The following is a 24,958-nucleotide window of genomic DNA, read 5'->3' on the forward strand; positions in this document are numbered from 1 at the left end:
GTGGGTTGGATGGTTCAGGTAGCACGGCGTATCGAACTGCTGACTACCGGGATTTTTTCCGTAATGGAGGCCAAAAAGCGGGAAGTGGAGGCCCGGGGCTTGCCAGTGATCAATCTGGGGATTGGCAGCCCGGACCGCCCTCCTGCTCCGCATATAAAAGCTGCCTTGCGTGCCGGGATTGAAAAGGATGTTAATTATCGTTATCCGGTGTTTGAGGGCTGTTTGGAGTTACGGCAAGCTATTGCCCGCTGGTATCAGCGCCGTTTTGATGTGGAGCTGGATCCGGAGCGGGAAGTGCTGGTGTTGATGGGATCCCAGGACGGGCTGGCCCATCTGGCCTGGGCCTATATTGAGGCGGGAGACCTGGCTCTGGTACCTGATCCGGGCTATCCCATTTATAGTGCCAGTATCTTGCTGGCCGGAGGGGAATTATATCCTTTGCCGCTGAAGGAAGAAAACGGTTTTCTGCCCCGGCTGGAGGATATTCCGGCAGAGGTGGCCCGGCGGGCGAAACTGCTGACCCTCAATTACCCCAGCAATCCGGTGGCGGCGGTGGCGGACCGAGCCTTTTTCCGGCAGGCAGTGGAATTCGCCCGGCAGTATGATTTACTGGTTTGTCATGATGCGGCCTATTCCGAACTGGCTTTTGATGGTTTTAAGCCTATGAGTTTTCTGGAGGTACCCGGGGCGAGGGAGGTAGGGGTGGAGTTTCACTCCTGTTCCAAGTCCTTTAATATGGCGGGTTGCCGTATAGGCTTTGTAGTAGGCAATCAGGAGGTTATCGCCAACCTGAATAAAATCAAATCCAATATCGATTATGGAGTTTTTAGCGCGGTTCAGGAGGCAGCAATTGCGGCCTTAGAAGGTCCCCAGGATTTTGTTCGGGAAAATGCAGCTACTTATCAGAAACGGCGGGATGTGCTGGTAGAAGGACTGGCTGAAGCGGGCTGGCAGATTCCCAAACCGAAAGGCTCCATGTTTTTATGGGCCCGGATTCCGGCCGGTTTTTCCACTTCCATGGAGTTTGCCCTCACATTACTGGAAAAAGCCGGAGTGCTGGTGATTCCCGGTCATGCCTTTGGGGCGCAGGGGGAAGGATATGTACGCATCGCCCTGACCCAGGAAGTGCCGCTCTTACAGGAAGCAGTGGCCCGAATTAAAGCTAATTTTCATTTCTGAACAACTTACCTCCGCTGCCAGCGGGGGTTTTCTCACTTGTTGAAAAGAAAAGGCTGGTGACCAGATTGATTATTGGCTGTGGACGGATTACCCTTTACCTGGCAGATGGGCATTCCCTGAAGGATAAAAGACGGGTTTTACAGAGTATAATTAGCAGAATGCGCAGCAAATTCAATGTGGCGGTGGCAGAGATAGCCGATCAGGATTTGTGGCAGAAAATCACCCTGGGCATTGCTGTCATTGGCGGCAATTCAGCTCATGCGGGCAGCCAGCTCCAGGCTATTATCGACTGGCTGGAAGCGGAACCGCGCCTGCGGGTGGGTGAGGTGGAAACAGAAATACTGTAAACTGGAGGATGGAGAGTGAACTGGCAGGAGACATTATACAGAGGCTGGAAAAAGGGGATAAATACCACCTGGGTGCTGGCCAAAACCATGCTACCTATCTACATAGCAGTGAACTTACTTAAACTGACGCCCCTGTTTACCTGGTTGGCGGATATTTGTCGGCCCTTGATGGCCCTGTTCGGTTTACCGGGGGAAGCGGCTACCGCCCTGGTGATCGGCAATTTGCTCAATCTCTATGCTGCCATTGGGGCCATGGCGGCTATCACCTTAACGGGGAAACAGATTACCATTATCTCTTTAATGCTGTTGCTTTCCCATAATTTACTGGTAGAAACCGCTGTTTCCCGTCAGACTGGAATCGCTGGCTGGCCGCTGGTAGCAGTGCGATTGGGTTTTTCCTTTTTGGCGGGGATCATTTTGAATTTATTCTGGTAGGTGAGCAGGGGTGGAAACAATACTGTCCATCGGCATGGGGAGCCTGCGGCTGATCTGGGATGTGGCCGTTATCGTCATACCTATTATGCTGGTACTGGAGATTCTGAAAGATCTAAAATGGCTGGATATAGCGGCCGGCTGGCTGGCCCCGGCTCTGGGCAAAATCCATCTGTCCCGGGCAGCGGCTTTGCCCTTGCTGGTAGGTTTGGTTTTCGGTATTGCCTATGGGGCCGGGGTGATAATAGCGGCGGCCCGGGAGGGGGAGCTGTCCCGCAAGGATTTGCATTTGCTCAGTATCTTTCTGGTACTCAATCATGCTATCATCGAAGATACCCTTTTGTTTGCCAGGATTGGTGCCAGTGGATGGCTGTTGTTGACAGCCAGGACGGTGATGGCTATTATTGTTACCTGGATGGTGGGAAAATGGTTATTGAAGGAGGAGCAGTCATGGGAAAATTCATCGATGTAATGCAGGTGGAAGAACTGGAGGAAATTTTGCGTCAAGGCGGGAAAAAGCTGTTTTTTAAACACAGCGCTACCTGTCCTATCAGTGCCCGGGCTCACCAGGAAGTGGAACAATGGCTGGCTGAACGGGGGCCGGAGCAGGTAGTCTATCGCATTGTAGTGCAGGCAGCCCGACCGGTGAGTAACCGCCTGGCCGAAGTGAGTGGGGTAGCCCATGCCAGTCCCCAGGTTCTCTGGCTGGATGGGACCAGTCCCCTCTGGCATACCAGCCATGGCCAGATAACCAGGGCCAACCTGCAGGCTCATATTAACTAATCCAGGGACAGGAGCTGAATAACCGTGCGTTTAGCTTTGCCGAAAAAATATATTCGCCCTCTCTGGCGGGCTATTATCGAATTTGATTTGCTCAGTCCGGGGGACCGGGTGCTGGTAGGCTTTTCTGGCGGGAAGGACAGTTCTTTTTTGCTCTATGCCCTTTCGGTATTACGCAAGCATGCGCCTTTCCCTTTTGAAGTAGGGGCCCTGACCATTGACCTGGGCTTTGAAACGGGTTTTCCCCGGCAGGAATTGGAGGCCTTTTGTCAGCGAGTAGATGTGCCTTTTTATACTGTTCATACTAAAATTAGCGAGCTGGCCCTGGGGGAGGATCGGCAAAGTGCCTGTGCCCGCTGTTCTTTTTTTCGGCGCGGAACCTTCAATGCCTTTGCCAGAGCCCATGGTTTCAACAAGGTGGCTTATGCCCATCACTATGATGATGCCGTAGAAACCTTTTTGATGAGCATCCTTTACAGTGGCCAAATCCAGACTTTCCAGCCCAAAACCTGGCTGGATGAAAGCCAGCTCTGGGTAATCCGGCCGCTGGTCTATTTCCGGGAGAAGGAAATCCGGCGAGCTGGGAAGGAGCTGGGGATTCAACCCATCCCCAGCCCCTGTCCTTTAGATGGCTATACCAAAAGGGCAGAAGTGAAGGAGCTGTTACGCCAGCTTGGCCGGCAAAACCGCCAGGTCTTTGCCAATGTAGCCGCTGCCATGCGGGAAGGCACCCCGGTGGAGCGCTGGCCCCGGGAATTGAGCAAGAAAGAGATCTGGCAAAAGAGCCTGGACTTCTGGCGGAACAAGAGTTAAAGGGCAGGAAGCTGGTCCAGCCAGTCCAGGAGCTCGGCCAGGGTTCCTCGCCAGTGAGCGGGATAAGTGGGTTCACCCCGGTCGATGAGGCAATCAGTGACCAGACCGGTGGTGATACCCAGAGTGGTAGCCACCAGGTCCTCCTGCGCATCATTGCCGAACATGAAACAGGCTTCCGGGGGGCGGTTAATATTTTCACATACTTCAAGGAAATAACGGACTGCTGGTTTGGAACTGCGGTAGCTGTCATAATAGGTGACATGGAGCCAGGGCAGGTCGGCGATACCAGCCCAGTGCATGCGTTCCCGGGTAGCTTCCACAGGGAAGAGGGGATTGGTGGCCAGCACTACCTGGTAGCCTTTGGCCAGGGCTTTTTCTACCACCTGCCGGGCCAGGGGCGTAGGCTGACAGCACTTTTTCAGCTGCGGAAAAACTTCAAGATAGTATTTTTCAAAATGGGGCAGGAGTTCTTCCTGTCCCTTTTCTGTCAGACGGGTAAAGGTATGCCAGAAAGCTTCGGCATTGGTAAGGCGGCCATCATTGGCGATCATGGCCTCAGTAGCCTGCCAGAAGTGGCGTAAAAAGGTTTTGCGGTCTGCCAGCCAGTGGAAATGCTCAGCTACCGCCTGCAAATATTCCTGCATGAATAATTCCTGATCAATAGGCAGTAATGTACCGTCCAGGTCAAATAAAATCGTGTCCCGTTTCATATACCTTTACCTCCTCATGGTGTTATAGTGGTTGACGGCAACAGCAATTTATCATAGAATATACAATACAAGGGTATAGTATAAATCAAGACAGAAGTGATACTTTCATGGGTCCGGTAGAATGGCTGGCGCGTAAACTATACTATCACACAGGGCAAGAAATTTCCAGCTGTCAATCCGCCTGTAAGGTGGATGGGGAAGAATATGGGAGGAAGAAGGAGGAAGAGCGGGATGCCTATCTACATCGACAAAAAGCTATGTGACCAGAACAAGGACTGTCCGGCAGCGACCTATTGTGTACCCCTGGCCCTGCGCTATGACAAAGAACGGGGTGAAATCGTCTATGATCGGGAGAAATGCATGAGCTGTGGCACCTGTGTGGTCCATTGCGGACCGGGGGCCATCTACTTCGCTCAGGATGACGAGGAACTGGCTCTGCTGGTAGAGGAGCTGAAACGGTTAGAAGAGGAAAACGGCTAAAGGCCGCTTTCCTCTTTTTCTATTTGTGGTAAAATGGAGAGGAAATGGAGGGTTAATGGATGCAACACGAATTTTACTGGAATCCCCCTGCTCCTACCGATTTACCGGGAATGCTGAAACGAATGCGTTCTGCCGGTCAGGATGTACTCTACCGGCTGGGGGAGAATGGTTTACAAAAGGCCCTGAGCTGGGATGGTCGACCTGTTTTATTGACAGTACAGGAAGAAGGCACAGTAACCAAACCCTGCTGGCATATTGAGGTGGCTGGCCCCGAGCTACCGCCTGACTGGCAGGAACGGGCTATTGCCTATTTAAGCCATGTCTTTTGCCTGAATTTTGATTTGCCTGCTTTTTATCAGTTTTGCCGCCAGCATCTTCCCCTGGCTGCTCTGGTGGAGCGTTTCTATGGTCAGCGCATGATCCTGGAGCCGACTCTTTATGAAGCGGCCATTAGCTCTATAATTGCCCAGCAGCTCAATCTCAGTTTTTGCGCCCAGCTGAAACGGAATTTGCTGGTCCGTTGTAATTGCCAGTGGCACTGGGAAGGGGTGGACTGGCTGTTGTTTCCTGAGCCGCAACAACTGGTCAGGTTGACCGCGGAAGATTTACGTTTACTCAAGTTCAGCCGCAGTAAGGCAGAATATGTACTGGGAGTGGCCCAGGCTACAGCAACAGGCCAGCTGAACTGGAGCAAGGTTGAAACCATGCCGGAACAGGAGGCGATGAGCTATTTAATTTCCTGGCGGGGCATTGGGCGCTGGACAGCAGAGTGTATCCTGCTGTTTGGCCAGGGGCGGTCGGACTTGTTGCCGGCAGCGGATATCGGTTTACGTAATGCGGTTGGGCAGCTGTGGGGGCTGGGACGCCAGGCAACTGAAGCTGAAGTACGGGAAATCGGGGAAGGCTGGCGGCCCTACCGGAGCTGGGTAACCCATTATCTCTGGTTGAGTTTAACAGAAAATTCAGGCAAAGACTTGTAAAAATGACCATAATATGCTATGATAATTACTGTTAAAAAAGAATAACAGAGGCGCCTGGCCCTGAGGGGTCGGCTTAAACGGTATCCGGTGCGAATCCGAGCATTTACTGTGTTGGTGAGCGGGCTCATTGTGAGGGGCCAGCGATGAACCTCAGCCAGTAACCGGCCTGCTGAAACACACCTTTATGCAAATGGGAGGTGGTTTGCTTCAGGCTGTCCGTTAAGCTGAGCGCCTTGCCTTCCCTGGTCATAAGGCTGGGGATTTTTTATTTTGCAATGCTGGGAGGGGAAGAGTAGATGAAAAAGTACAAGTCATTAGTTCTGATTGGTTTGGGTTTATTATGGTTTACTTTAAATGCCCCTGTTAATGCTTATGCCATGCACATAGCTGAAGGCTTCCTGCCGCCGGTTTGGGCGGGATTATGGTATTTGCTGTTCTTGCCCTTTTTGGCCTGGGGTTTGTACCGGATAAACCGGATAGTAAAAGCCAACCCCGGAGTAAAGATGCTCCTGGGTTTGGTGGGAGCTTTTGCCTTTGTACTATCTGCATTAAAAATACCTTCCGTAACCGGTAGCTGTTCCCATCCAACGGGAGTGGGGCTGGGAGCTATCCTGTTTGGTCCAGCTGCCATGATGGTGCTGGGCACGATTGTTCTCCTTTTTCAGGCTTTACTGCTGGCCCATGGCGGGGTAACTACTTTAGGAGCCAATGCCTTTTCTATGGCTATTACTGGCCCTCTGGTTTCCTATGGACTTTACAAGCTTTTGCAAAAAACCGGGGTGAACCGCAGTTTCAGCATTTTTCTGGCCGCTACCCTGGGGGACCTGGCTACCTATCTGGTGACATCGGTTCAGCTGGCCCTGGCATTTCCCACCGGTGGGCTCATTGCTGCCTTTCTCAAATTTGCCGGGATTTTTGCCCTTACCCAGATTCCGCTGGCCATCAGCGAAGGCTTGCTGACTGTAGTGGTCTTTAATACCATCAGCAATTATAACCGCCAGGAGTTAGTGGAACTGGCAGTTCTGACGGAGGAGGGTTAAGATGAAAAAGCAAAATCTTATTTTATTGCTAATGGCCGTGGTTTTATCTTTAGGACCTCTTGTCCTGTTGCCCAATGCCCCTTTCGCTGGAGCTGATGGGCAGGCGGAAGAAGTGATCAGCCAGTTGCGTCCTGACTACAAGCCCTGGTTCCAGAATTTCTGGCAACCGCCCAGCGGGGAAGTGGAAAGCTTGCTCTTTGCCCTGCAAGCAGCCCTGGGCAGTGGTTTTATTGGCTATTATTTAGGCTATCTTCGCGGCAAAAAACAGGCAGAGGAGAAAAAAGGGCATGTTTAATATCGATCAATTTGCTTATAATAACCGGCTGCGTCATGTTCATCCTCTGGAAAAATTGCTATTGACCGGATTAACTATGGGGGCGGTCTTGAGCCATCCCCAACCGGTGGTAACGGGCCTGGTGCTGCTAATAATGAATGGAATTTTATGGGGGCGGGCTGGTATACCCTTGCGCTATCTGGTGCGGCTGCTGCTTTTGCCTTTTTCCTTTTTGCTGCTCAGTGCCTGGACGATTTTGTTAAGCCTCAGTACCGAGCCGGTTAGTGGGATTATAACCTGGAAAATCGGGCCGCTGTTTGCAGGGATTGACTGGCGGCAGCTGGGGCTGGCCCTGCGGGTTATACTACAGGCTCTGGCTGCTGTCAGCTGCCTTTACTTTCTCATCCTGACTACACCGATGGTTGAGATCCTGGGAATTCTGCGCCGTTTGCAGATTCCGCCCCTGCTACTGGAACTGATGGGATTGGTTTATCGCTTTATCTTTGTGCTGGCGGAAACAGCAGTACAGATCCAGATTTCCCAGGCTTCCCGCTGGGGCTATGCCAGTCTGGGCAATTCCTACCGCTCCCTGGGCCAGTTGATAACCGCTCTGTTGTTCAAATCCCAGCAGCGTTCCCGCCAGCTCTATCAAGCTCTGGAGGCCAGGGGTTATCAGGGGGAGTTAAGGGTATTGGAACCGGAATATCACTGGTCCGGTGCCAATCTGGCCTTGATTGCTCTGGTACAAATGGTACTCTGGTTTATGGCATTAAACGGGGGAGGAGAAAAAATTGTCATCTTTCATTCTTGAGGCCTGTGCCGTGGAATTTGCCTATCCGGATGGGACGGTAGCATTGCAGGGTGTGAATATGGCGATTGAACGGGGAAAGAAAATTGCCGTGCTGGGGTCCAATGGGGCGGGCAAATCCACCCTGTTTTTGCACTTTAACGGAATTTTACGGCCCCGGCAGGGGGAAATCCGTTTTGCCGGGCATAAAGTCAGCTATAAACATAAAGATTTACTGGAGCTGCGCAAACGGGTGGGGATTGTTTTTCAGGACCCGGATAGCCAGCTATTTTCCGCCAGTGTCTATCAGGAGATTTCCTTTGGCCCCCTCAATCTAGGCTTGGCGGAAGCGGAGGTGCGGCGGAGGGTGGAACAGGCTCTGGCAGCCACGGAGATCAGCCATTTACGGGATAAACCGACCCATGCCTTGAGTTACGGGCAGAAAAAACGGGTTTCCCTGGCGGCCATTCTGGCCATGGAGCCGGAAGTGCTGATTTGTGATGAGCCTACAGCCTGGCTGGATCCGCGCCATTCCAGACAAGTAATGGAATTGCTGGATAATATTAGCGACAAGGGGACGACGGTCATCCTTTCCACCCATGATGTGGAACTGGCCTATGACTGGGCAGATTATGTCTATGTCATGCAACAGGGACGGGTAATCGGGCAGGGAACACCGGCGGAAATTTTCCTGGATGAAAAGCTTCTGCAACAGGCAGATCTGACTCAGCCCTGGCTGGTTGAGGTATATCAGGCCTTGAGGCAACGGGGGCTAACTAACCGGCCGCTGCCGCGCAATCGACAGGAGTTGCTGGCCCTGGTGCTGGCTCAATAAAAAAGCTGTCCGCAAGGACAGCTTTTATGCTTCACAGAAAACAAAACCTACCAGACCAGGGCCGGTATGGATGCCAAGAGCCGGGGAAATCTGTTCCAGAAAGCTTTCTACCACAGTGGGGAGCTCTTTCAGTTTTTTGTAAAGCTCCCGTGCCTCTGCCTCGGCGGCGCCATGCAGAACAGCCAGCCGGCAAGGGGTTTCTTTAGCCAGCTGTTCGCCTATTTTCAGCAATTCTTTTAACCCCAGTTTTTTTCCCCTTACTTTTGTGAAGGAAAAATACTTGCCTTCTTTATCAACAGAAATAATGGGTTTTAGATTGAGCATTTGCCCAAGAAAGGCGGAAACCGCACCAATACGACCGCCCCGGTGGAGATATTCCAGCGTATCGAGGATAAAAAAGACACGGCTAGTATCCCGCAGATGTACTAAGCGCTGCCAGATAGTATCCAGATCGGTTTGGCCGCTGCGCAGCATCCGGGCGGCTTCCAGAAGCAGAAAACCCTGACCGAAGGAAAGGGAACGGCTGTCAAATACCCGGATGTCCAGGCCTTCATACTGGCTGGCTATGGTCTGTACCATTTGCCAGGTACCAGAAAGACTGCTGGAGATATGGATGGCCAGTACCTGTTTGTAGCCTTCAGCCTTCAGTTGGTCCAGCAAAGCCAGAACCGCGCCGGGAGTGGGCATGGAAGTGGTGGGGATTTCAACCGGCAAGCGAGCATAGATATCCTCGGGCTGGATATCTACCCGGTCCAGGAACTGACCATCCTGATAATTGATGCCAAAGGGCAGGACGTGAATTTGCAGCGCTTCTAACAAGGTCGGGGGTAGATCGCAGGCGCTGTCTGTGATTAGTGCAATGGAAAACTGGGGCATTCTTTCTCCTCCAAATATTTAGATTTCTTTTATTTTAACATATTAACAACCATACTAAAAGCTATTTTAAAAAATTCCGAAAATCGGCAGGTAACGGAGCGCTAATTCCCTGTCCTGGCCAAACCAGGCGCTGGCAGTGGAGCAGAGGACGAGGGGCCAGGGGAGCGGCCGGACCGCCATAATATTTGTCCCCCAGAATAGGACAGCCCAGGTGGCTTAAATGTACTCGAATTTGGTGGGTACGACCGGTAACCAGCTCCAGTTCCAGCAGGGACCATTCCTTCCCGGTTTGTAGAAGGCGGTAGCGGGTAAGGGCAGGCTGCCCCGCAGGAATGATGGCGCGTAACTGTGGATGATGGGGATGAGGGCCGATGGGAGCTGAAATTTCTCCCGTTTCAGCCGGAGGCTGGCCCAAAACGATGGCCTGGTAATAGCGGCTGATTTTGCCGCTGCGCAGTAGCTGGTCCAGTACATGATGGGCATGGCTGTGTTTGGCAAAGAGAACAACGCCACTGGTGTCCCGGTCCAGTCTGTGGACAGGATGGGCCACCGGGGCCAGACCTTTTTGCTGCAGGTAATAGGCTACCCCATGGGCCAGAGTCGGTTTTTGCCCCTGGTGCGGTCCACCGGGATGAACAGCTATACCTGCCGGTTTGTTAAGAGCCAGGCACTGTTCATCTTCAAAAAGAATATCTAAAGCCATATGTATCGGGGTTAGACCGGGGGCCGGAGCAGCGGTTTCCAGCAGGACTTTCAGCTCATCTCCTGCTTTTACGGTATGGCCCAAAAAAGGGGCACGACCATTGAGCAAAATTCCCCGGCGGCGGGTCAGGCGCTGAATCGCCCGCCCTGATACCTGTAACTGCTGGCGCAGAATAGTTTCCACCGTCAAACCGGCTTGTTCGGGGGGAACAGAATAGGTCAGCCATTTGCGCAAGGAATTTGCTCCTTTCTGTGATATAATGGATAATAATATTATATCCCGAATTGGGAGGAAGGGAAATGCTTGATTTGCGCCGCACCCTGGCTCTCCTGTTGCCGTTGTCTCTGATGGCAATTGGGGTAATGCTGGTGGACAGAGCCACAGCCGTGCGTTCCTGGCAGGATTATGGCAATTACCATGCCTATGGCTTACGGCAGGCCCAGTTCGCTCTCCTGGCCCTGCTGGCCTTCTTTCTGGCCTGGCGGACTACTGTGCCTTTCTGGCAAAACTGGGCCTGGAGTATGTGGGCAATTACAGTAGTGCTAAACGGTTTTTTGCTGGTGCCTGGCTGGAGTATAGCGGCCGGCGGGGCAGCTCGCTGGCTCAAGCTGGGTGATCTGGTAATTGCCCCTGCTGGTTTGATGCTGCTTACTACCTGTTTGGTCTTACCCCTCTTACCCCGGCGGCGCTGGATGCTGGCCCTTTTAATGGGCGAGAGTTTGCTGCTGGCAGCTCAGCCCGATTTCAGCCAGATTCCTGTCCTCTGGGCAGCAGGCCTGACGGTGCTGGTCCTGAAGGGCAATTTCGGTCTGAGAGAAGGGTTGGCCGGAGCCCTGGGACTGTTGCTGTTTAGTGGTCTGGCCTGGTTACATCCCTATGTGCAGGGGCGTATTTACAATGTCCTCTGGCCCATACCAGGGCAGGGGGGTGAGGATTATCTGGGGCTGCGCCGCATGTGGGCAGAAGCAGGCTGGTGGGGCCAGGGTTTTACCTGGCGGCAGGAGAGTTATTATATCTCATCACCGGAAGATGATTATCTCTTTGCTTTCCTGGCCCACAAACTGGGTTGGGTAGCAGCTGTACTGCTGGTTATTGCCTATCTGGCCTGGGTTTGGGCGGTCTGGCCGCGGCGCTGGGAAAAGTACTGGCAGGGGGATTACCCCCTGATGGTGCGAGGGGCTTTGCTGGCCTGGCTGGGAAGTGCAGCGGCCTTGCATTTTCTGACCAATAGCGGCTGGTTTCCTATTACTACCATTAACTTGCCCTGGATGAGCTGGGGAGGAACTGGTTTGATTACAACCGCCTGGGCGGCAGGTTTGGCGGCCGGGATGGTAGGAAAGGAAGAAGGAGAGTATGCAGGAGCGGGTTAGACCGCTCTTTTTTTCTTGGTCAGTGGCGACACCGGCAAACGGTGCATACAATTCAATGAGGTGATGCTAGATGGATGAGGTCAAGCTGGTGTATAAGGGCAAGGCCCTGCCCTTTTTTGGACGGCTGCAGGAAAACCAGACCTGGGTGCCTATCCGGCCTTTGCTGGAAAGCCTGGGTCATCGTCTGGTCTGGGATGGCAGTAATCGGATCGTTTATATTGATTCCCAGCCAGTGGTAGCAGTCAAACCCCTGGCCAACCGGATTATCTGTCTGGACGCCGGGCATGGCGGGCCTGACCCGGGAGCGGTAGGGCCCAGTGGCTTGAAGGAAAAGGATGTCACTCTGGATGTGGTTCTGAAGCTGAAACAGCTCTTACAAAATGACGGGGCCCAGGTGATTTTAACCCGGGATAGTGACCGGGTAGGGGAACCGGATAGCCGGGTAGCGGAATTATCCCGGCGGGTAAAGCTGGCCAATAGTCAGGGGGCCCATATCTTTGTTTCTGTTCATTGTAATTCTGCAACCAATAGGGAAGCCAGGGGCACTGAGATCTATTTCCATCATGCTACTGCCCGGTCGCTGGCACAGGCCTTAGAACCACCCCTGCAAAAACCCGGGTTACCCTGGCGGGGGATTAAACAGGGCAATTTTCTGGTCATTCGCAAAGCCCAGATGCCGGCAGTACTGGTGGAACTGGCCTTTATCAGTAACCCCATTGAAGAAAGACTGCTGGCCGATAACGCCTGGCGGCAACGCTGGGCTCAGGCCCTGCGTGATGGGATTATAAATTATTTTCAAAGCTAAACAATATACTTGTAAAGGTTCTGGTGCTGTGCTATATTAGACAGGGCAAATTTTAAATACTGACATACTAAGGAGGAGCAGCATTGGAACAACAGTTGCGCAAGGAATTGGGCTTATTCACAACAATGATGCTAGTAGTGGGTATGGTTATTGGAGCAGGGGTCTTTTTTAAACCGGCTGTGATCCTGAAAGCCACCGGTTCACCGACCTGGTCGTTGGGAGCCTGGATTCTAGGTGGAATCATCACTCTGGCGGCGGGTTTGACTATGGCGGAACTGGCGGTAGCAATTCCCCGTACAGGGGGTCTATATGCCTACCTGGAAGAACTGTATGGGCCAGTTGTTGGTTTTCTCTTTGGCTGGGTCCAAACGGTAATCTACGGACCGGCTATAGTAGCAGCTCTGGCTATTATCTTTTCTGCCCAGCTCGGGCAGCTGTTGCATTATTCTGGCTGGGTAGAAACTCTGGTTGCTATCGGCCTGGTATTGCTGGTAGCGTTGATTAACACAACTGGCACCAAACAGGGCGGTAGAGTGCAAACCATTTTTACCATTGGCAAACTCATACCCATCCTGACAATTATCGGTTTTGGTTTATGGCAGGGCCAGGAGCAACTGGGCTTGTTTACCGGTACAGCAACACGCATTACCATTAGCGGTCTGGGTGCGGCGATCCTGGCTACTCTCTGGGCCTATGACGGCTGGCTCAATGTCAGTTATGTAGCTGGAGAGATGAAAAATCCCAAACGGGACTTACCAATTGCTATTTCTTCCGGCCTGTTGCTGGTTATGGCTGTTTACCTGACAATCAATTATGCAATTTTCAAGGTAGTGCCTCTGACCCAGCTGGAACAGTCGGCTACACCAGCCACGGATGCGGCTCAGATGCTCTTTGGTACATTTGGAGCCAGTATTGTCGGTATCGGCATTCTGGTCTCTATCTTCGGAGCATTGAATGGTTATTTGTTGACTTCTGCCCGGGTGCCTTTTGCCATGGGACAAAAAGGTCAATTACCAGGCAGTGACTGGATCGGCAAAGTTCACCTGACCTTTGGCACCCCAGTAAACGCTATATTCTTGCAGGTGATAATTGCATGTTTCTTCATTCTCACCGGGAGCTTTGATCGCCTTACTGATCTGGCCATGTTTTCCGTCTGGATTTTCTTTGTTTTAGGCCTGGCCGGAATTTTTCTTTTGCGGCGAAGGGAGATAGGCCAGGATCAGTACCGGGTACCCCTTTATCCTTTTGTGCCGCTGGTAGCAATGATAGGGGGAACTTATATTTTACTCAATAATTTGGTTACTAATCCTCTGGATTCCTTGTTTAGCCTGGGCATTACCGCCCTGGGCTTACCGGTTTACTGGTGGACAGGTAAAAAAGAAGGGGCTATTTAGCCCCTTCTTTTTATAATTTTTCACTTACCACTTTGGCCTGGGTGAAGAGCAGGAGATAGTCGCGGCCACCGGCCTTGGAGTCGGTGCCGGACATGTTAAAACCACCAAAGGGATGGACGCCTACCAGGGCCCCGGTGCATTTACGGTTGAAGTAGAGGTTGCCGACATGGAAGTGGCGACGGGCTTTTTCCAGATGTTCGCGGTTGGTGGAATAGACGGCACCGGTCAGACCATAGATGGTATTGTTGGCAATTTCTAAGGCATGGTCGAAATCCCGGGCTTTGATAAAGGCTACTACAGGACCGAAGATTTCTTCCTGGGCAATGCGAGCCAGGGGGTCGACATCAGCGAAGACAGTGGGCTGGAGATAAAAGCCATTGCCTTCAGCTTTGCCGCCACCACACATCAAACGGCCTTCTTGTTTGCCGATTTCCATATACTCCAGGATTTTTTCATAGGCTTTCTGATCAACCACCGGACCCATGAAGTTGCCGGGATCTTGCGGAGGGCCGACCTTGATTTGTTTGGCCTTTTCCACTACTTTTTCCAGGACATAGTCATAGACATCTTGATGGATAATGGCACGGGAACAGGCGGAACACTTCTGGCCCTGGAAGCCAAAAGCTGAAGCAACTATCCCTTCAACAGCGGCTTCTAGATCAGCTTCCTTGTCGACGATGATAGCATCCTTACCGCCCATCTCCGCTACTACTCGTTTCAGCCAGATCTGGCCAGGGGCCAGTTTGGCTGCCCGCTCATAGATGCGCAGTCCCACTTCCATGGAACCGGTAAAGGAGATGAAACGGGTACGGGGATGATCCACCAGGAAGTCGCCAATGGCACCACCGCTGCCCGGCAGGAAATTGATTACCCCGGGAGGCAGGCCGACGCTTTCCATCAGCTCCACGAATTTGGCGGCGATTACCGGGGAAGCGGAAGCGGGCTTTAGCACCACAGTATTGCCGGATACGATGGCAGCAGTGGTCATCCCCACCAGGATAGCCAGGGGGAAGTTCCAGGGCGGGATGATTACCCCTACGCCCAGGGGAATATAGTACAGTTCATTGTCTTCACCGGGAATGCGGGTCAGGGGCTGGGGTTCGGCCAGACGCAGCATTTCCCGGCCGTAAAATTCCATGAAATCAATGGCTTCAGCGGTATCAGCATCGGCTTCAGCCCAGTTTTTACCGACTTCATAAACCAGCCAGGCGGAGAATTCATGTTTGCGCCGCCGCATTTCGGCTGCTGCTTTGAACAGATAACGGGCCCGTACGGCAGGATCTACCTGGGACCAGGTGCTAAAGGTTTCTTCTGCAGTTTTGATGGCTTTTTCAGCCAGTTCCAGGTTGGCTTTGGCTACATAGCCCACCACCTGGTCCTTGTTGCCCGGGTTAATGGAAACCAGTTTTTCCTCGGTCATGATTTTCTCTTTGCCGATCACCAGAGGATAGCTCTGGCCCAGCTGGCTTTCTACCAGGGCCAGGGCCCGGGTCATGGCTTCCCGGTTAGCCGGCTGGCTAAAATCTGTAAAAGGTTCGTTACGGTACTCTTGCAGCATGGAAATTTTACCTCCCTTGAATTTTTTATGGTTTAAGCATATTTTTCAGGATAAAGAAGAGGTTAGCGGGCCTTTCGGCCAGACGGCGGGAGAAGTAGGGATACCAGTCTTTACCGTAGGGTACATAGACCCGCATCCGCCAGCCTTTTTTGACCAGCTCTTCTTGCAAATCCCGGCGAATACCATAGAGCATCTGGAATTCAAACTGTTCTTTACGCAGGCCTTCCTTTTCTACGAATTCCATGAGCTCCCGAATGATTTTTTCGTCGTGGGTGGCGGCCCCAAAATAGACGCCGGAACGGAGATAAGTTTTGGCCAGTTTCAGATAGTTAGCATCAACATCCTTTTTGCTGGGATATGCCACCTCCGCAGGTTCCTTATAGGCTCCTTTGCAGAGGCGAATGGTGGATTTCCGCTTGATCAGTTCCTCCACATCCCCGGCGGTACGGTAGAGATAGGCCTGTACTACTATGCCTACCCGTTCCGGACCATATTCATTCAACAAGGTATAAAACAAATCAAAAGTGATCTGACAGTGGTCGGAATCTTCCATATCGATGCGGACAAAATTATTGTACTTTTGCGCCCGCTCCAGAATTTCCCGCATGTTGTTGAGACAGAAATCATAATCAATGTCCAGGCCGATCTGGGTCAGTTTCAGGGAGAGATTAGCCCGCAGCTTTTCCTGATGGATGGCATCAAGGATAGCCAGACAGGCTTCCACCGCTTCCCTGGCCTGTTCCTTACTGGTGATGCTTTCCCCCAGGTGGTCCAGGGTGACATCAATGCCTCTGCTGTTCAGTTCTTTAACTCTCTGAACAGCTTCGGCCAGAGTGCTACCAGCCACGAAGCGGGCGGCACCCCATTTCATCCCATGTTTACTGACCAGGTTGACTACTGTTTTGTTGGCGGCAATGGTAAGAATTATTTTGCGCGCCAGCAGGTTCATATCCATTATGCCTTCCCCCTATTTTTTATTGCCGCAATTTTACGCCAATTTAATTTAGCAATTTTCGTGCCATTTATTGGCCGGGAGCAAACTGGCGCCCAATACAGGGAAAAAGCACTTCCTCGCCCAATTTGTGTCAAAAAACTGACGCCAGTGTCAGTTATCTGGCGTCAGACCCAGGACCTTCATTTTATAGTAGAGGCTGCTGCGGGGGATGCCCAGCAAACGGGCGGCTTCGGCCTTGTTGTAGTTGGCCTTTTTCAGGGCCTCGGCAATCAGCCTTTTTTCTGTAGCTATGGTTACTTCCGGCAGTGGGCCGCTGGTATCATTGTCAGGCAAACGCAATTCTTTCAGTTTCTCCAGGCGAAGATGGGCAGGCAGGGTATCCTGACGCAAAATGCCATCATCGGAGAGAATAACCATCCGCTCCAGGGTGTTGCGCAGTTCCCGTACATTGCCGGGCCAGTGGTAATTCATAAAAGCCACCATTACTTCTGGCTCAATTTCCTGAATGCGTTTTTGATGGATGCTGGCCAGCTCCTGGACCAGCAAGTAGGCCAGTTCGGGCAAATCTTCCTTGTGCTCCCTGAGCGGAGGCAGGGTTAGGGTAAGGACATTCAGGCGATAATAGAGGTCCTCCCGGAAAGTACCTTCCCGGATCATTTTTTCCAGATCCCGGTTAGTTGCAGCGATGATGCGGACATTCACCTTGATGGGTTTAGTACCACCTACCCGGTAAAAGACCTTTTCCTGCAAGGCCCGCAGCAGTTTGGCCTGCAGGCTCAATTCCAGCTCACCGATTTCATCCAGAAAGAGGGTACCTCCTTCGGCCAGCTCGAATTTACCGGGTTTGCCGCCACGCTCAGCCCCCGTAAAGGCACCGCTTTCATAGCCAAACAGTTCACTTTCAAAAAGCAGGGAGGGCAGGGCGCCGCAATTAACGGCAATAAAGGGCTGATTGTAGCGTTTGCTTTCTTCATGGATGGCGCGGGCAAACAGTTCTTTACCGGTGCCGCTTTCCCCCCGGATAAGCAGGGAAGCATCGGTAGCAGCAAATTTTTTGGCTAAATTAATGGTTTCCTTTATAATGGTACTGTGGCCATAAATAGTGGCAAAGGCGTTCTTCTGACTGAGACGGTTGATTTCCTTGCGCAGTTTTTTGACGGTAGTGCTGGTGCGGGTCAGCTCCTGATTCAAGTAAACGATATCTCCGATATCCCGTTCCAGGGAGAGGCTCCCTATCACCCGGTTTTCGCACTGAATGGGAGCGGCGGTAATCAGTACATGGGCGTCTTCCCGGGGCTGGTGGTAGCTTTCTCGAATCACTTTGTTTTCCTTCAGGGAGTGGGAAACCAGAACATTGGGGAAAAACTTGCTGACCGGCTGGCCGAGGATTTCCCTTGCCTTAATGCCATAGAGGATTTCGGCCCGGGGATTCCAGTATTCCACTTCTTCCCGTTCGTTGATGATACAAATAGCCTCACTGGCATGGTTAAGGAGTGTGTCCAGGATAGCCTGACTTTTGAGCCAGCCCCGGATAATGCCAGTGGTGAGGATTTCCCAGGTGATTACCCCCAGGGGATTCTGGTTTTCATCCACTACTACCAGTCCGGGATGCTGCTGGTTGAAAAAAGCCAGAATTTTGGCCAGGGAGAAGTCCGGGCCAATGGTTACAGGCCTGGACAGGGAAAAGACTTTGCTGATAGGCAGAGGCTGTTCTGAACGGGCGGCCAGGATTCGTTCCCGGCTGAGTAAGCCCCGGATCTGGCCTTTTTTGCCCAGGATCAGCACTGCTTCTGCTCTGGTAGAGGTCAGCTGAGCCTGTAAATGGGATAAAGGGATGTGAGCTTCCCGGCGCAGAAAAGCTGTGGACATTACTGCTGCAGCTGTAAGAGATGACATACCGATTCCTCCTGGGTGTCAAAAAATTGACGCTTTTATATAACAGTATTCGCCTGTTCAGGCAAAATTCCTGCTGGGAGGGAGAGAAAATGGCCCATCCATTCAGTGGAGTGGATTGGGGTCTGGAGGAGAAGAAAATTACCAAACCGGACCCCCGTTTGTTAACGCGAATAGCAGGGTATCTGTGGCCCTACTGGCGGCAATGGTTGCTGGTGCTGCTCTGTATTCTAGGGGGAGCGGCTATGGGGGCATTACAGCCCTATCTGATTAAACTGATTCTGGACCAGGCAATCCCCCAGGGGAAACTGGGGTTATTAAACCTGCTGGTGGCTGGGATAATTGCAGCAGCTTTGCTGGGGGGATTGCTGGGGGTGGCTCAGTTTTATCTGGCTACTCTGATTGGACAGAAGCTGATGTATACTTTGCGCCAGCAAATGTATGAACATTTGCAGCAACTCAGTCTCAGTTTTTTTGTCCGCCACAAGACAGGGGAGATCATTTCCCGGTTAACCAATGATGTGGGGGGCTTACAGAATGTGGTGGGGGATACCATTACCGGGCTTTTCAATAATGGCCTGGTTTTTCTGGTTACTCTGGGCTCCATGTTCTGGCTGGACTGGCGTTTGACCCTGGTGGCCCTGGTGGTTTTGCCGGCTCTGGTTTTACCCACCCGCCAGGTAGGCCGCATGAATTACCGGGCCCGTAAAATGGCCCAGCAGAAACTGGCGGACTTGTCCAGTCTGATGCAGGAAACCCTCAACATTTCCGGGGCCATGCTGATCCGGGCCTTTGGCCGCCAGTGGGAAGAAAACAGCAGGTTTGCCCGGGAGAACCGGGAGCTGCTGGAGTTAGAGCTAAAACAGAAAATGATCGGCCGCTGGTTTTTTATGTTGCTGGGGGTAATCACCGCCGCCGGCCCTGCTTTTATCTACTGGTTTGGGGGCTGGCAGGCTATCAAAGGGGAGCTCAGCATAGGGACAGTAGTTGCATTTACTGCCTATCTCAGCCGGCTCTATATGCCGGTTTCAGCCCTGGCCAACCTGGTGGTGAACATCCAGGGTTCCCTGGCCCTGTTTGAGCGTTTGTTTGCCTTTCTGGATGAAGTGCCTGAGGTGCAGGAAAAAGGGGAATCGGTTACTCTGACGGAAATTAAAGGGAGGCTGGAATTCCGGGATGTCTGGTTTGGCTATGAAAAAGACCGGCCTATCCTGCAAGGGGTGAGTTTTGCCATTGAACCCGGACAGACAGTGGCGATTGTGGGGCCCAGTGGGGCAGGGAAGAGCACTATCAGCTACCTGGTACCACGATTTTTTGACCCCTGGCAGGGGGAAGTGCGATTAGATGGAATTGACATCAGGGATTTAAGCCTGGCTACCCTGAGCCGGCATATCGGGCTGGTGACCCAGGAGACCATTCTCTTTCATGCTACTGTGCGGGAAAACCTCCTCTACGGCAAGCCTGAAGCGACGGAAGCGGAAATGGTGGCAGCGGCCAGGGCAGCTCATATCCATGACCTGATTATGTCTTTGCCGGAAGGGTATGATACGGTAGTAGGGGAGCGGGGCTATCGGCTTTCCGGTGGGGAGAAACAGCGGCTGGCCCTGGCCCGGGTGATTTTAAAAAACCCCCGCATCTTTATTCTCGATGAGGCTACTTCCAACCTGGATTCCCATTCGGAGCAGCTGATTCAGCAGGCTTTAGAACCTTTACTAAAAACTCGGACATCCCTGGTGATTGCCCATCGGCTTTCCACTATTCTCTCGGCAGACCGCATCCTGGTGCTGGCCGGGGGGAAAATTGTGGAGGAAGGAACCCATCAGGAGTTGCTGGCACTAAATGGCCGCTACGCCAGGTTATACCGGGAGCAATTTGGACAAACAGCAGAGCCGGCCGGATAAACCGGTCGGCTCTGTAAATACTTAATGCTGGGCGACATTATCCCGGTTAACCATTTTAATGATCAAATGGGCCAGAACCTTGCGCTCTTCTTCATCACCAGCATCCCATAGTTCTTTGAGCAGGCGCTGTTCGCGGTTTTTGGGGTCCACTTTATCAGCCAGGAAGTTACCCAGTTTATAGGCGGCCTTGCTGATAGTTTCCTCCTCCAGGCCTACCCGTTCACCTAGATCTACTAAAGAATGCAGGGTTTGTTTCCATTGTTCCCAGTCACTGGTCATCTGCGGGGTCATAAATATCACCTCCGCTTGTTAGTATGTGTGAACAGAGGGTGTTAATATACATTACCAGTGCTGTTGTAACCAGGTCAGGGTTTCGGTGAGATTCACCAGTTCTGCCCAGCGGCGGAGCCGGGGGATTTCCTGCCAGGCATCAAGAATAACCGGGCGAGGCAGGAGCGGATTTAAGCGAAAATAGCGATGACCGAGCAGGCTGGAGGCGATACGGGCATCAGCCTCCACATCTCCTTCCGTCAGGACAGTAAGCAGGGGAAATTCAACCTGACAGCCGGAGGTAAGGATAAATGTCCATTGTAAAATCCCCCAGTGTTCGGTGTGTTCTGGCAGCCGATGAGGTCCTAAGCCTGTACCGATAGACAGTAAAACTATTTCTTTTAGTTCCCGACTGGCTCCGGCGGGATCGACTGCCAGGCCCAGAGCGACCAGACTGGGGTTGTTGGCAATTACCCCGCCGTCAATGTGGCCACGATGAGCGGGGAAAAAAGTAGGGGCGGCGCTGGAGGCCAGCGCCACATCAAGAACCCGTAAATTCAGATAAGGTGAATCGGGAAAATTGTGATAAAAGATGGGTTGCCAGCAGGGGGCTCGCATCTGAGCTACCTGAAAGGTGGGGATCACCACTTTTTTCCTTAAATCTTTGAGGCACAAATCAGGAGGAAAAATCTGCTCCAGGACTTTTTTCAGCTGACTCTGCTGATAACGTGGCCGCCAGAGATTAAAATAACGGGGACGGAAAATTTGTTTTGCCGTATCGACTGAGAAAAATTCCAGTAAGCGTTCCGGGGTAAGGCCGGCTGCCAGGGCCAGGGCAATAAAAGAACCACTGGAGGTACCGGCCAGCAGATCTGCTTGGGCGAGAAGGGCGGGATGGTGGGTACTCAGGCGCTGCAAGAGGAGCGAAGCATAAATCCCCCGCACACCGCCACCGTCAAAACAGAGAATGCAGTAACTCATGGTTTGCCTCCAAACCCGAGGATTTACCACATATATATGCCTGTTCCCGGGTAAAGAATAACCCCTCTGTATTAGACAGAGGGGCTGGTAGAAGCTTTATTTTACCTGAAAATATTTGCTGCCAGGGGCGCCACAGATGGGGCATTTGTCAGGTGCATTCCCTTCGGCAATATGACCACAGACTTCACACACAAAATATTCGGCATCGAACTTGCTTTCCAGATTGGCCAGAGCTTTGGAGAACAGTTGTTCGTGAACTTTTTCCGCTTCATTGGCCATGTGGAAGGACCTTTCAGCCTGCTTATTGCCTTCCTGCTGGGCTGTGGCAATGAACCCGGGATACATTTTTTCAAACTCGTAGGTTTCACCCTGGATGGCAGCCTGCAGGTTTTCAGCTGTGCTCTTGATTTCTCCTAAAACCCGCAGATGGGCATGAGCGTGAATAGTTTCCGCTTCGGCAGCAGCGCGGAACAGTTTGGCTACACCGGGATAACCTTCTTTTTCAGCCTGCTTGGCAAAGGCCAGATATTTGCGGTTGGCCTGGGATTCGCCGGCAAAAGCGGCTTTCAGATTGTCAGTAGTACTCATCATTATCTTCCCCCTTATTAGTAATCATTATTGTTACGATTATATTATGGCAAAAAGTTTTCTGTCTGTCAAGGATTTTCTGGAAAAAAATTTAGTGATGGTGATGGTGTTTTCCCTGACAACCACAGGAACAGGAGAATTCCATTTCTGGCAGTTCCTCAACAAATTCGATGCTTTCCAGAGTTTGTTTAACCTGGGCTTTGATATTCTCAATGTACTGTCGGCGCAGGATGGCCTGTTCTTCCTTTTCCGCCGGGGTCAGGCCAGCCTGTCTTTGTTTGCGGGCCAGTTCATTAATGCGGTCAATCAGTTCTCTGGTAATCATAAGACACCTCTTCCCTTAGTTTGTTTTTTTTCACTAAAACAATACTATCATATAATTCCATTCTGGCAAAATATTTGTTATGATAAAGGGTAAGGTGTTAAGGGAAAGGATGGGCGGCGGAGGATGGTGGAAAAAAGGCCCCTGCGGATTTCAATAATGAAACATTTTGCCCTGGCCTTTCTGGCGTTTTGTATTATTCAGATTCTCACTTTTCAATATCTGGCTATCACCAAATATGAAGAAGCACTCCAGAACAATGTCCAGGAAGTGGATGAACGGCTGAAGGCAGCGGTGGAAAAATGGCAGGCGGAAAAAATGGCTAAACTGCAGCAGTTAGCCGAAGAGGCTAACAGATTGCTGAACGATCGAGAAAAATTACAGGCCTGGCTTGTTCATGAAACCAGGGAGTTTTCTGAACTGGATGCCATTGGTGTAGCTGATCCAGCCGGTTGGGTTTGGGCCAACAGTACTGGGGATAATAGCCTGAATGTTGCCGATCGGGCTTATTTCAAGGCAGCACTGGCAGGAAAGACAGTGATGTCCGAGCCAGTAATTAGTCGGGTTACCGGCAGCCCGGTGCTGGTACAGGCCAGACCTCTGTACCTGGGAGGAAAAATTCAGGGGATTTTAATCGTTACTCTGAACCTGGAACACTTGCGGGAAATCCTTGAGATGGTCAATCTGGACGGGGATTTTCAGATTTACCTGACCACTGCCACCGGGACAACTATTGTTGCTTCGGCAGAGCGTAAACTTCTGGATAAGGAGCAAAGCGGACAGCGGCTTTATCCGGATTGGAAAGCGATAATGGAGGATCGCCTTTACCGGCAAGTGCACAAATATCAAAATCATGCCGGGGAACCGGTGGTGGGCCACTGGAGCTATTTACGCAAGGCGGACTGGGTACTGATTGTGGAAAGCAATATCAATAAAATGGCAGACCAGCTAAGACTGCTGGCTTTTGAAGTGGCGGGTATCAGTTTGCTTTTGCTTATTGCCGGAATTATGCCCCTGTTCAACTATCTGAGCAAACGACTGACCCAGCCCCTGGAGGAACTGGTGGAAGCCACTCAGCGTATCGCTGCCGGAGATTATTCCAGCCCGGTCAGGGTGTATTCTTACCGGGAGATTGAAAAACTGGCCCTGGCTATCAATGAAATGATGGCTCAGCTCCAGCAAGTACGGGCCGAAGCGGAAGCAACCCTGGATGAATTACAGGAACAGCGGGGAGAGCTGGAACGCCGCAATCGTTTACTGGAAGAGATGGCTATTACCGATCCCCTCACCCAGTGTTACAACCGGCGCTATGTCATGAATCGACTGCCCTCAGAGGTGGCCCATGCTCTGCGTTATGGAGAGCCGCTTTCGGTGATTATGGTGGATGTAGATTACTTCAAAAATATCAATGATACGTATGGTCATTTGGTTGGTGATGAGGTTTTGCGCCAGGTGGCAGACTTGCTGCGGGCCAGTACCCGCAAGGCGGATATCCTGGGGCGTTATGGCGGGGAGGAATTTATTATCATCTGTCCCAGTACTTCAGGGAGTGCCGCCAGTCAGCTGGCTGAACGCATGCGCCAAAAGCTGGCTGAGGTCCAGGTTGATGCTCAGGGCGAAAAGCTGCCCCTTTCAGCCAGCTTTGGGGTTGCGGACCTGGTGGGGGTACCATCTCTGGGGGATTATAAGACCATGGCCAACGAGCTGGTCAATCGGGCTGACATGGCTTTGTACCGGGCTAAAGCCGAGGGCAGGAACAGGGTGGTTATGGTATGAACAGGGAACTGGCTAACAGGATTCTCGATCAGCTGGCCCACATCTGGCCTGACCCCAGGCCTGCCCTTCAATACCGTAATCCCTTTGAGCTGCTGGTAGCTACTATCCTCTCTGCCCAGTCCACTGATGAACAGGTAAATAAACTCACTCCAGCCTTGTTTGCCCGTTTTCCCGATGCTCAGGCCCTGGCCCGGGCTGGAGTGGAGGAAGTGGAAGAGTATATCAAGGGCTGTGGCCTCTATCATAACAAAGCCCGGCATCTGGTGGCCATGGCCAGGCAACTGGTGGAAAAGTATGGCGGGCAGGTTCCAGACCAGCGGAAGGAGCTGGAGAGCTTGCCCGGGGTAGGGCGCAAAACAGCCAATGTGGTGTTGAATAATGCTTTCGGACAGCCGGCTCTGGCGGTAGATACCCATGTTTTCCGGGTGGCCAACCGACTGGGATTGGCCCGGGCGGATAATGTCAGAGATACGGAAGAACAGTTAATGGCGCTGTTACCCCGGGAACGGTGGGGTCAGGCCCATCACTGGCTTATCTTTCTGGGGCGTACCTGGTGCAAGGCGCGCCGGCCCCGGTGCCAGGAATGTCCGGTAGCATTGGACTGCCAGTTTCCGCATAAGTTGCTCTGACATCCTCCCACCCCTAAAAGGGGTGGGGTTCCCCTTCTAGAAGTGGTTGGTTTTATAATTCGCGGCTGCCCGGTACAGACCTAAGCGGCCTGCCCGAACGTCCCCTGTTCACGGCCTGACGGTGTGGTTTTTCTCCACACGAACAGGTTGACCGCAGGGCGTGCCAGTGCGCCCACTACTCCCGACCGGTCCGGCAGTGCCAGACCGGACTCACGGAGATACCTTTGCAGAATGTTATATGCGCCTACCAGATCGGCGTTCAGTACGACACCGCAGTGGA

General features: G+C 52.2%; 28 protein-coding genes. 18 read left to right on the forward strand and 10 right to left on the reverse strand.

Features of this window, described 5'->3' with window-relative positions:
* The first annotated feature begins 9 nt into the window (after positions 1-9).
* The 6 genes from B5D20_RS08335 to B5D20_RS08360 are packed head-to-tail and all read left to right on the forward strand — an operon-like array spanning position 10 to position 3,551.
* Entirely contained in the window at positions 10-1,179 is a 1,170-nt protein-coding gene (locus B5D20_RS08335; RefSeq protein ID WP_078665776.1) for an LL-diaminopimelate aminotransferase, read from the forward strand.
* Positions 1,180-1,235: 56 nt separating this feature from the next.
* Positions 1,236-1,526, forward strand: coding sequence for a DUF503 domain-containing protein (locus B5D20_RS08340; RefSeq protein ID WP_107754109.1), 291 nt, complete (start codon positions 1,236-1,238; stop codon positions 1,524-1,526).
* 15 nt (positions 1,527-1,541) lie between these two features.
* On the forward strand, positions 1,542-1,961 hold the full coding sequence (locus B5D20_RS08345) for a nucleoside recognition domain-containing protein (protein ID WP_078665778.1): 420 nt from the start codon (positions 1,542-1,544) through the stop codon (positions 1,959-1,961).
* A 10-nt stretch (positions 1,962-1,971) separates the two neighbouring features.
* The gene (locus B5D20_RS08350; protein WP_078665779.1) at positions 1,972-2,430 is read left to right on the forward strand and encodes a nucleoside recognition domain-containing protein; all 459 of its coding nucleotides are present in this window, start codon (positions 1,972-1,974) and stop codon (positions 2,428-2,430) included.
* On the forward strand, positions 2,409-2,741 hold the full coding sequence (gene ytxJ, locus B5D20_RS08355) for a bacillithiol system redox-active protein YtxJ (protein WP_159071959.1): 333 nt from the start codon (positions 2,409-2,411) through the stop codon (positions 2,739-2,741). The genes B5D20_RS08350 and ytxJ overlap by 22 nt, the downstream gene beginning before the upstream one ends.
* 24 nt (positions 2,742-2,765) lie before the next feature.
* Positions 2,766-3,551: a tRNA 2-thiocytidine biosynthesis TtcA family protein gene (locus tag B5D20_RS08360; RefSeq protein ID WP_078665781.1), complete on the forward strand. Its 786-nt coding sequence runs from the start codon at positions 2,766-2,768 to the stop codon at positions 3,549-3,551.
* On the opposite strand, the gene B5D20_RS08365 is transcribed toward B5D20_RS08360, so the two are convergent.
* Complete coding sequence (locus B5D20_RS08365) at positions 3,548-4,261, reverse strand: HAD family hydrolase (protein WP_078665782.1); 714 nt, start codon at positions 4,259-4,261, stop codon at positions 3,548-3,550. The genes B5D20_RS08360 and B5D20_RS08365 overlap by 4 nt on opposite strands.
* Before the next feature lie 231 nt (positions 4,262-4,492).
* On the opposite strand from B5D20_RS08365, the gene B5D20_RS08370 reads away from it, so the two are divergent.
* From B5D20_RS08370 to B5D20_RS08395, 6 genes are all read left to right on the forward strand, one after another.
* Positions 4,493-4,741 (forward strand): 4Fe-4S binding protein, encoded by a 249-nt coding sequence (locus B5D20_RS08370; RefSeq protein ID WP_159071958.1) that lies wholly within the window; start codon positions 4,493-4,495, stop codon positions 4,739-4,741.
* Between the two features lie 59 nt (positions 4,742-4,800).
* Positions 4,801-5,721: a DNA-3-methyladenine glycosylase family protein gene (locus B5D20_RS08375; protein WP_078665784.1), complete on the forward strand. Its 921-nt coding sequence runs from the start codon at positions 4,801-4,803 to the stop codon at positions 5,719-5,721.
* Between the two features lie 296 nt (positions 5,722-6,017).
* A complete protein-coding gene (locus B5D20_RS08380) occupies positions 6,018-6,761 on the forward strand; it encodes an energy-coupling factor ABC transporter permease (RefSeq protein ID WP_078665785.1) in 744 nt (247 codons plus the stop codon).
* A 1-nt stretch (position 6,762) separates the two neighbouring features.
* Entirely contained in the window at positions 6,763-7,056 is a 294-nt protein-coding gene (locus tag B5D20_RS08385; protein WP_078665786.1) for an energy-coupling factor ABC transporter substrate-binding protein, read from the forward strand.
* The gene (gene cbiQ / locus B5D20_RS08390) at positions 7,049-7,846 is read left to right on the forward strand and encodes a cobalt ECF transporter T component CbiQ (protein WP_078665787.1); all 798 of its coding nucleotides are present in this window, start codon (positions 7,049-7,051) and stop codon (positions 7,844-7,846) included. The genes B5D20_RS08385 and cbiQ overlap by 8 nt, the downstream gene beginning before the upstream one ends.
* Positions 7,827-8,657, forward strand: coding sequence for an energy-coupling factor ABC transporter ATP-binding protein (locus tag B5D20_RS08395; RefSeq protein WP_078665788.1), 831 nt, complete (start codon positions 7,827-7,829; stop codon positions 8,655-8,657). Before cbiQ ends, B5D20_RS08395 begins: the two co-directional genes overlap by 20 nt.
* Positions 8,658-8,681: 24 nt before the next feature.
* Here B5D20_RS08395 and B5D20_RS08400 read toward each other — a convergent pair whose 3' ends face one another.
* Together B5D20_RS08400 and B5D20_RS08405 are read right to left on the reverse strand one after the other, a co-directional pair.
* A complete protein-coding gene (locus tag B5D20_RS08400) occupies positions 8,682-9,533 on the reverse strand; it encodes a DegV family protein (protein WP_078665789.1) in 852 nt (283 codons plus the stop codon).
* Between the two features lie 61 nt (positions 9,534-9,594).
* Positions 9,595-10,470 (reverse strand): RluA family pseudouridine synthase, encoded by an 876-nt coding sequence (locus tag B5D20_RS08405; RefSeq protein WP_159071957.1) that lies wholly within the window; start codon positions 10,468-10,470, stop codon positions 9,595-9,597.
* A 65-nt stretch (positions 10,471-10,535) separates the two neighbouring features.
* Here B5D20_RS08405 and B5D20_RS08410 point away from each other — a divergent pair, with 65 nt between their 5' ends.
* The 3 genes from B5D20_RS08410 (at position 10,536) to B5D20_RS08420 (ending at position 13,805) form a co-directional block, all read left to right on the forward strand.
* Complete coding sequence (locus B5D20_RS08410) at positions 10,536-11,606, forward strand: FtsW/RodA/SpoVE family cell cycle protein (RefSeq protein ID WP_078665790.1); 1,071 nt, start codon at positions 10,536-10,538, stop codon at positions 11,604-11,606.
* A 70-nt stretch (positions 11,607-11,676) separates the two neighbouring features.
* Positions 11,677-12,411: an N-acetylmuramoyl-L-alanine amidase gene (locus B5D20_RS08415; protein WP_078665791.1), complete on the forward strand. Its 735-nt coding sequence runs from the start codon at positions 11,677-11,679 to the stop codon at positions 12,409-12,411.
* An 83-nt stretch (positions 12,412-12,494) separates the two neighbouring features.
* Entirely contained in the window at positions 12,495-13,805 is a 1,311-nt protein-coding gene (locus B5D20_RS08420; RefSeq protein ID WP_078665792.1) for an APC family permease, read from the forward strand.
* A gap of 10 nt (positions 13,806-13,815) precedes the next feature.
* Here B5D20_RS08420 and pruA read toward each other — a convergent pair whose 3' ends face one another.
* From pruA to B5D20_RS08435, 3 genes are all read right to left on the reverse strand, one after another.
* The gene (pruA, locus tag B5D20_RS08425; protein WP_078665793.1) at positions 13,816-15,363 is read right to left on the reverse strand and encodes an L-glutamate gamma-semialdehyde dehydrogenase; all 1,548 of its coding nucleotides are present in this window, start codon (positions 15,361-15,363) and stop codon (positions 13,816-13,818) included.
* Positions 15,364-15,388: 25 nt separating this feature from the next.
* Complete coding sequence (locus B5D20_RS08430; protein WP_242952059.1) at positions 15,389-16,318, reverse strand: proline dehydrogenase family protein; 930 nt, start codon at positions 16,316-16,318, stop codon at positions 15,389-15,391.
* 150 nt (positions 16,319-16,468) lie between these two features.
* Positions 16,469-18,214 (reverse strand): sigma 54-interacting transcriptional regulator, encoded by a 1,746-nt coding sequence (locus B5D20_RS08435; protein WP_078665794.1) that lies wholly within the window; start codon positions 18,212-18,214, stop codon positions 16,469-16,471.
* A gap of 89 nt (positions 18,215-18,303) precedes the next feature.
* Between B5D20_RS08435 and B5D20_RS08440 the strand changes: the two genes are divergently transcribed.
* Positions 18,304-20,112, forward strand: coding sequence for an ABC transporter ATP-binding protein (locus tag B5D20_RS08440; RefSeq protein WP_078665795.1), 1,809 nt, complete (start codon positions 18,304-18,306; stop codon positions 20,110-20,112).
* A gap of 21 nt (positions 20,113-20,133) precedes the next feature.
* Here the strand turns inward: B5D20_RS08440 and B5D20_RS08445 are convergent, their stop codons facing one another.
* From B5D20_RS08445 to B5D20_RS08460, 4 genes are all read right to left on the reverse strand, one after another.
* Positions 20,134-20,403 (reverse strand): DUF3243 domain-containing protein, encoded by a 270-nt coding sequence (locus B5D20_RS08445; RefSeq protein WP_078665796.1) that lies wholly within the window; start codon positions 20,401-20,403, stop codon positions 20,134-20,136.
* A gap of 51 nt (positions 20,404-20,454) precedes the next feature.
* Positions 20,455-21,363, reverse strand: a complete 909-nt coding sequence (locus B5D20_RS08450) for a patatin-like phospholipase family protein (protein WP_078665797.1) — start codon at positions 21,361-21,363, stop codon at positions 20,455-20,457.
* 96 nt (positions 21,364-21,459) lie between these two features.
* Positions 21,460-21,951, reverse strand: coding sequence for a rubrerythrin family protein (locus tag B5D20_RS08455; RefSeq protein ID WP_078665798.1), 492 nt, complete (start codon positions 21,949-21,951; stop codon positions 21,460-21,462).
* Positions 21,952-22,042: 91 nt separating this feature from the next.
* A complete protein-coding gene (locus B5D20_RS08460; protein WP_078665799.1) occupies positions 22,043-22,276 on the reverse strand; it encodes a DUF896 domain-containing protein in 234 nt (77 codons plus the stop codon).
* Between the two features lie 123 nt (positions 22,277-22,399).
* Between B5D20_RS08460 and B5D20_RS08465 the strand changes: the two genes are divergently transcribed.
* Positions 22,400-24,049: a diguanylate cyclase gene (locus B5D20_RS08465; RefSeq protein WP_078665800.1), complete on the forward strand. Its 1,650-nt coding sequence runs from the start codon at positions 22,400-22,402 to the stop codon at positions 24,047-24,049.
* The gene (gene nth, locus B5D20_RS08470; protein ID WP_078665801.1) at positions 24,046-24,678 is read left to right on the forward strand and encodes an endonuclease III; all 633 of its coding nucleotides are present in this window, start codon (positions 24,046-24,048) and stop codon (positions 24,676-24,678) included. Before B5D20_RS08465 ends, nth begins: the two co-directional genes overlap by 4 nt.
* Positions 24,679-24,958: the final 280 nt, after the last annotated feature.

This window comes from Carboxydocella sporoproducens DSM 16521, assembly GCF_900167165.1.
Taxonomy (GTDB): Bacteria; Bacillota.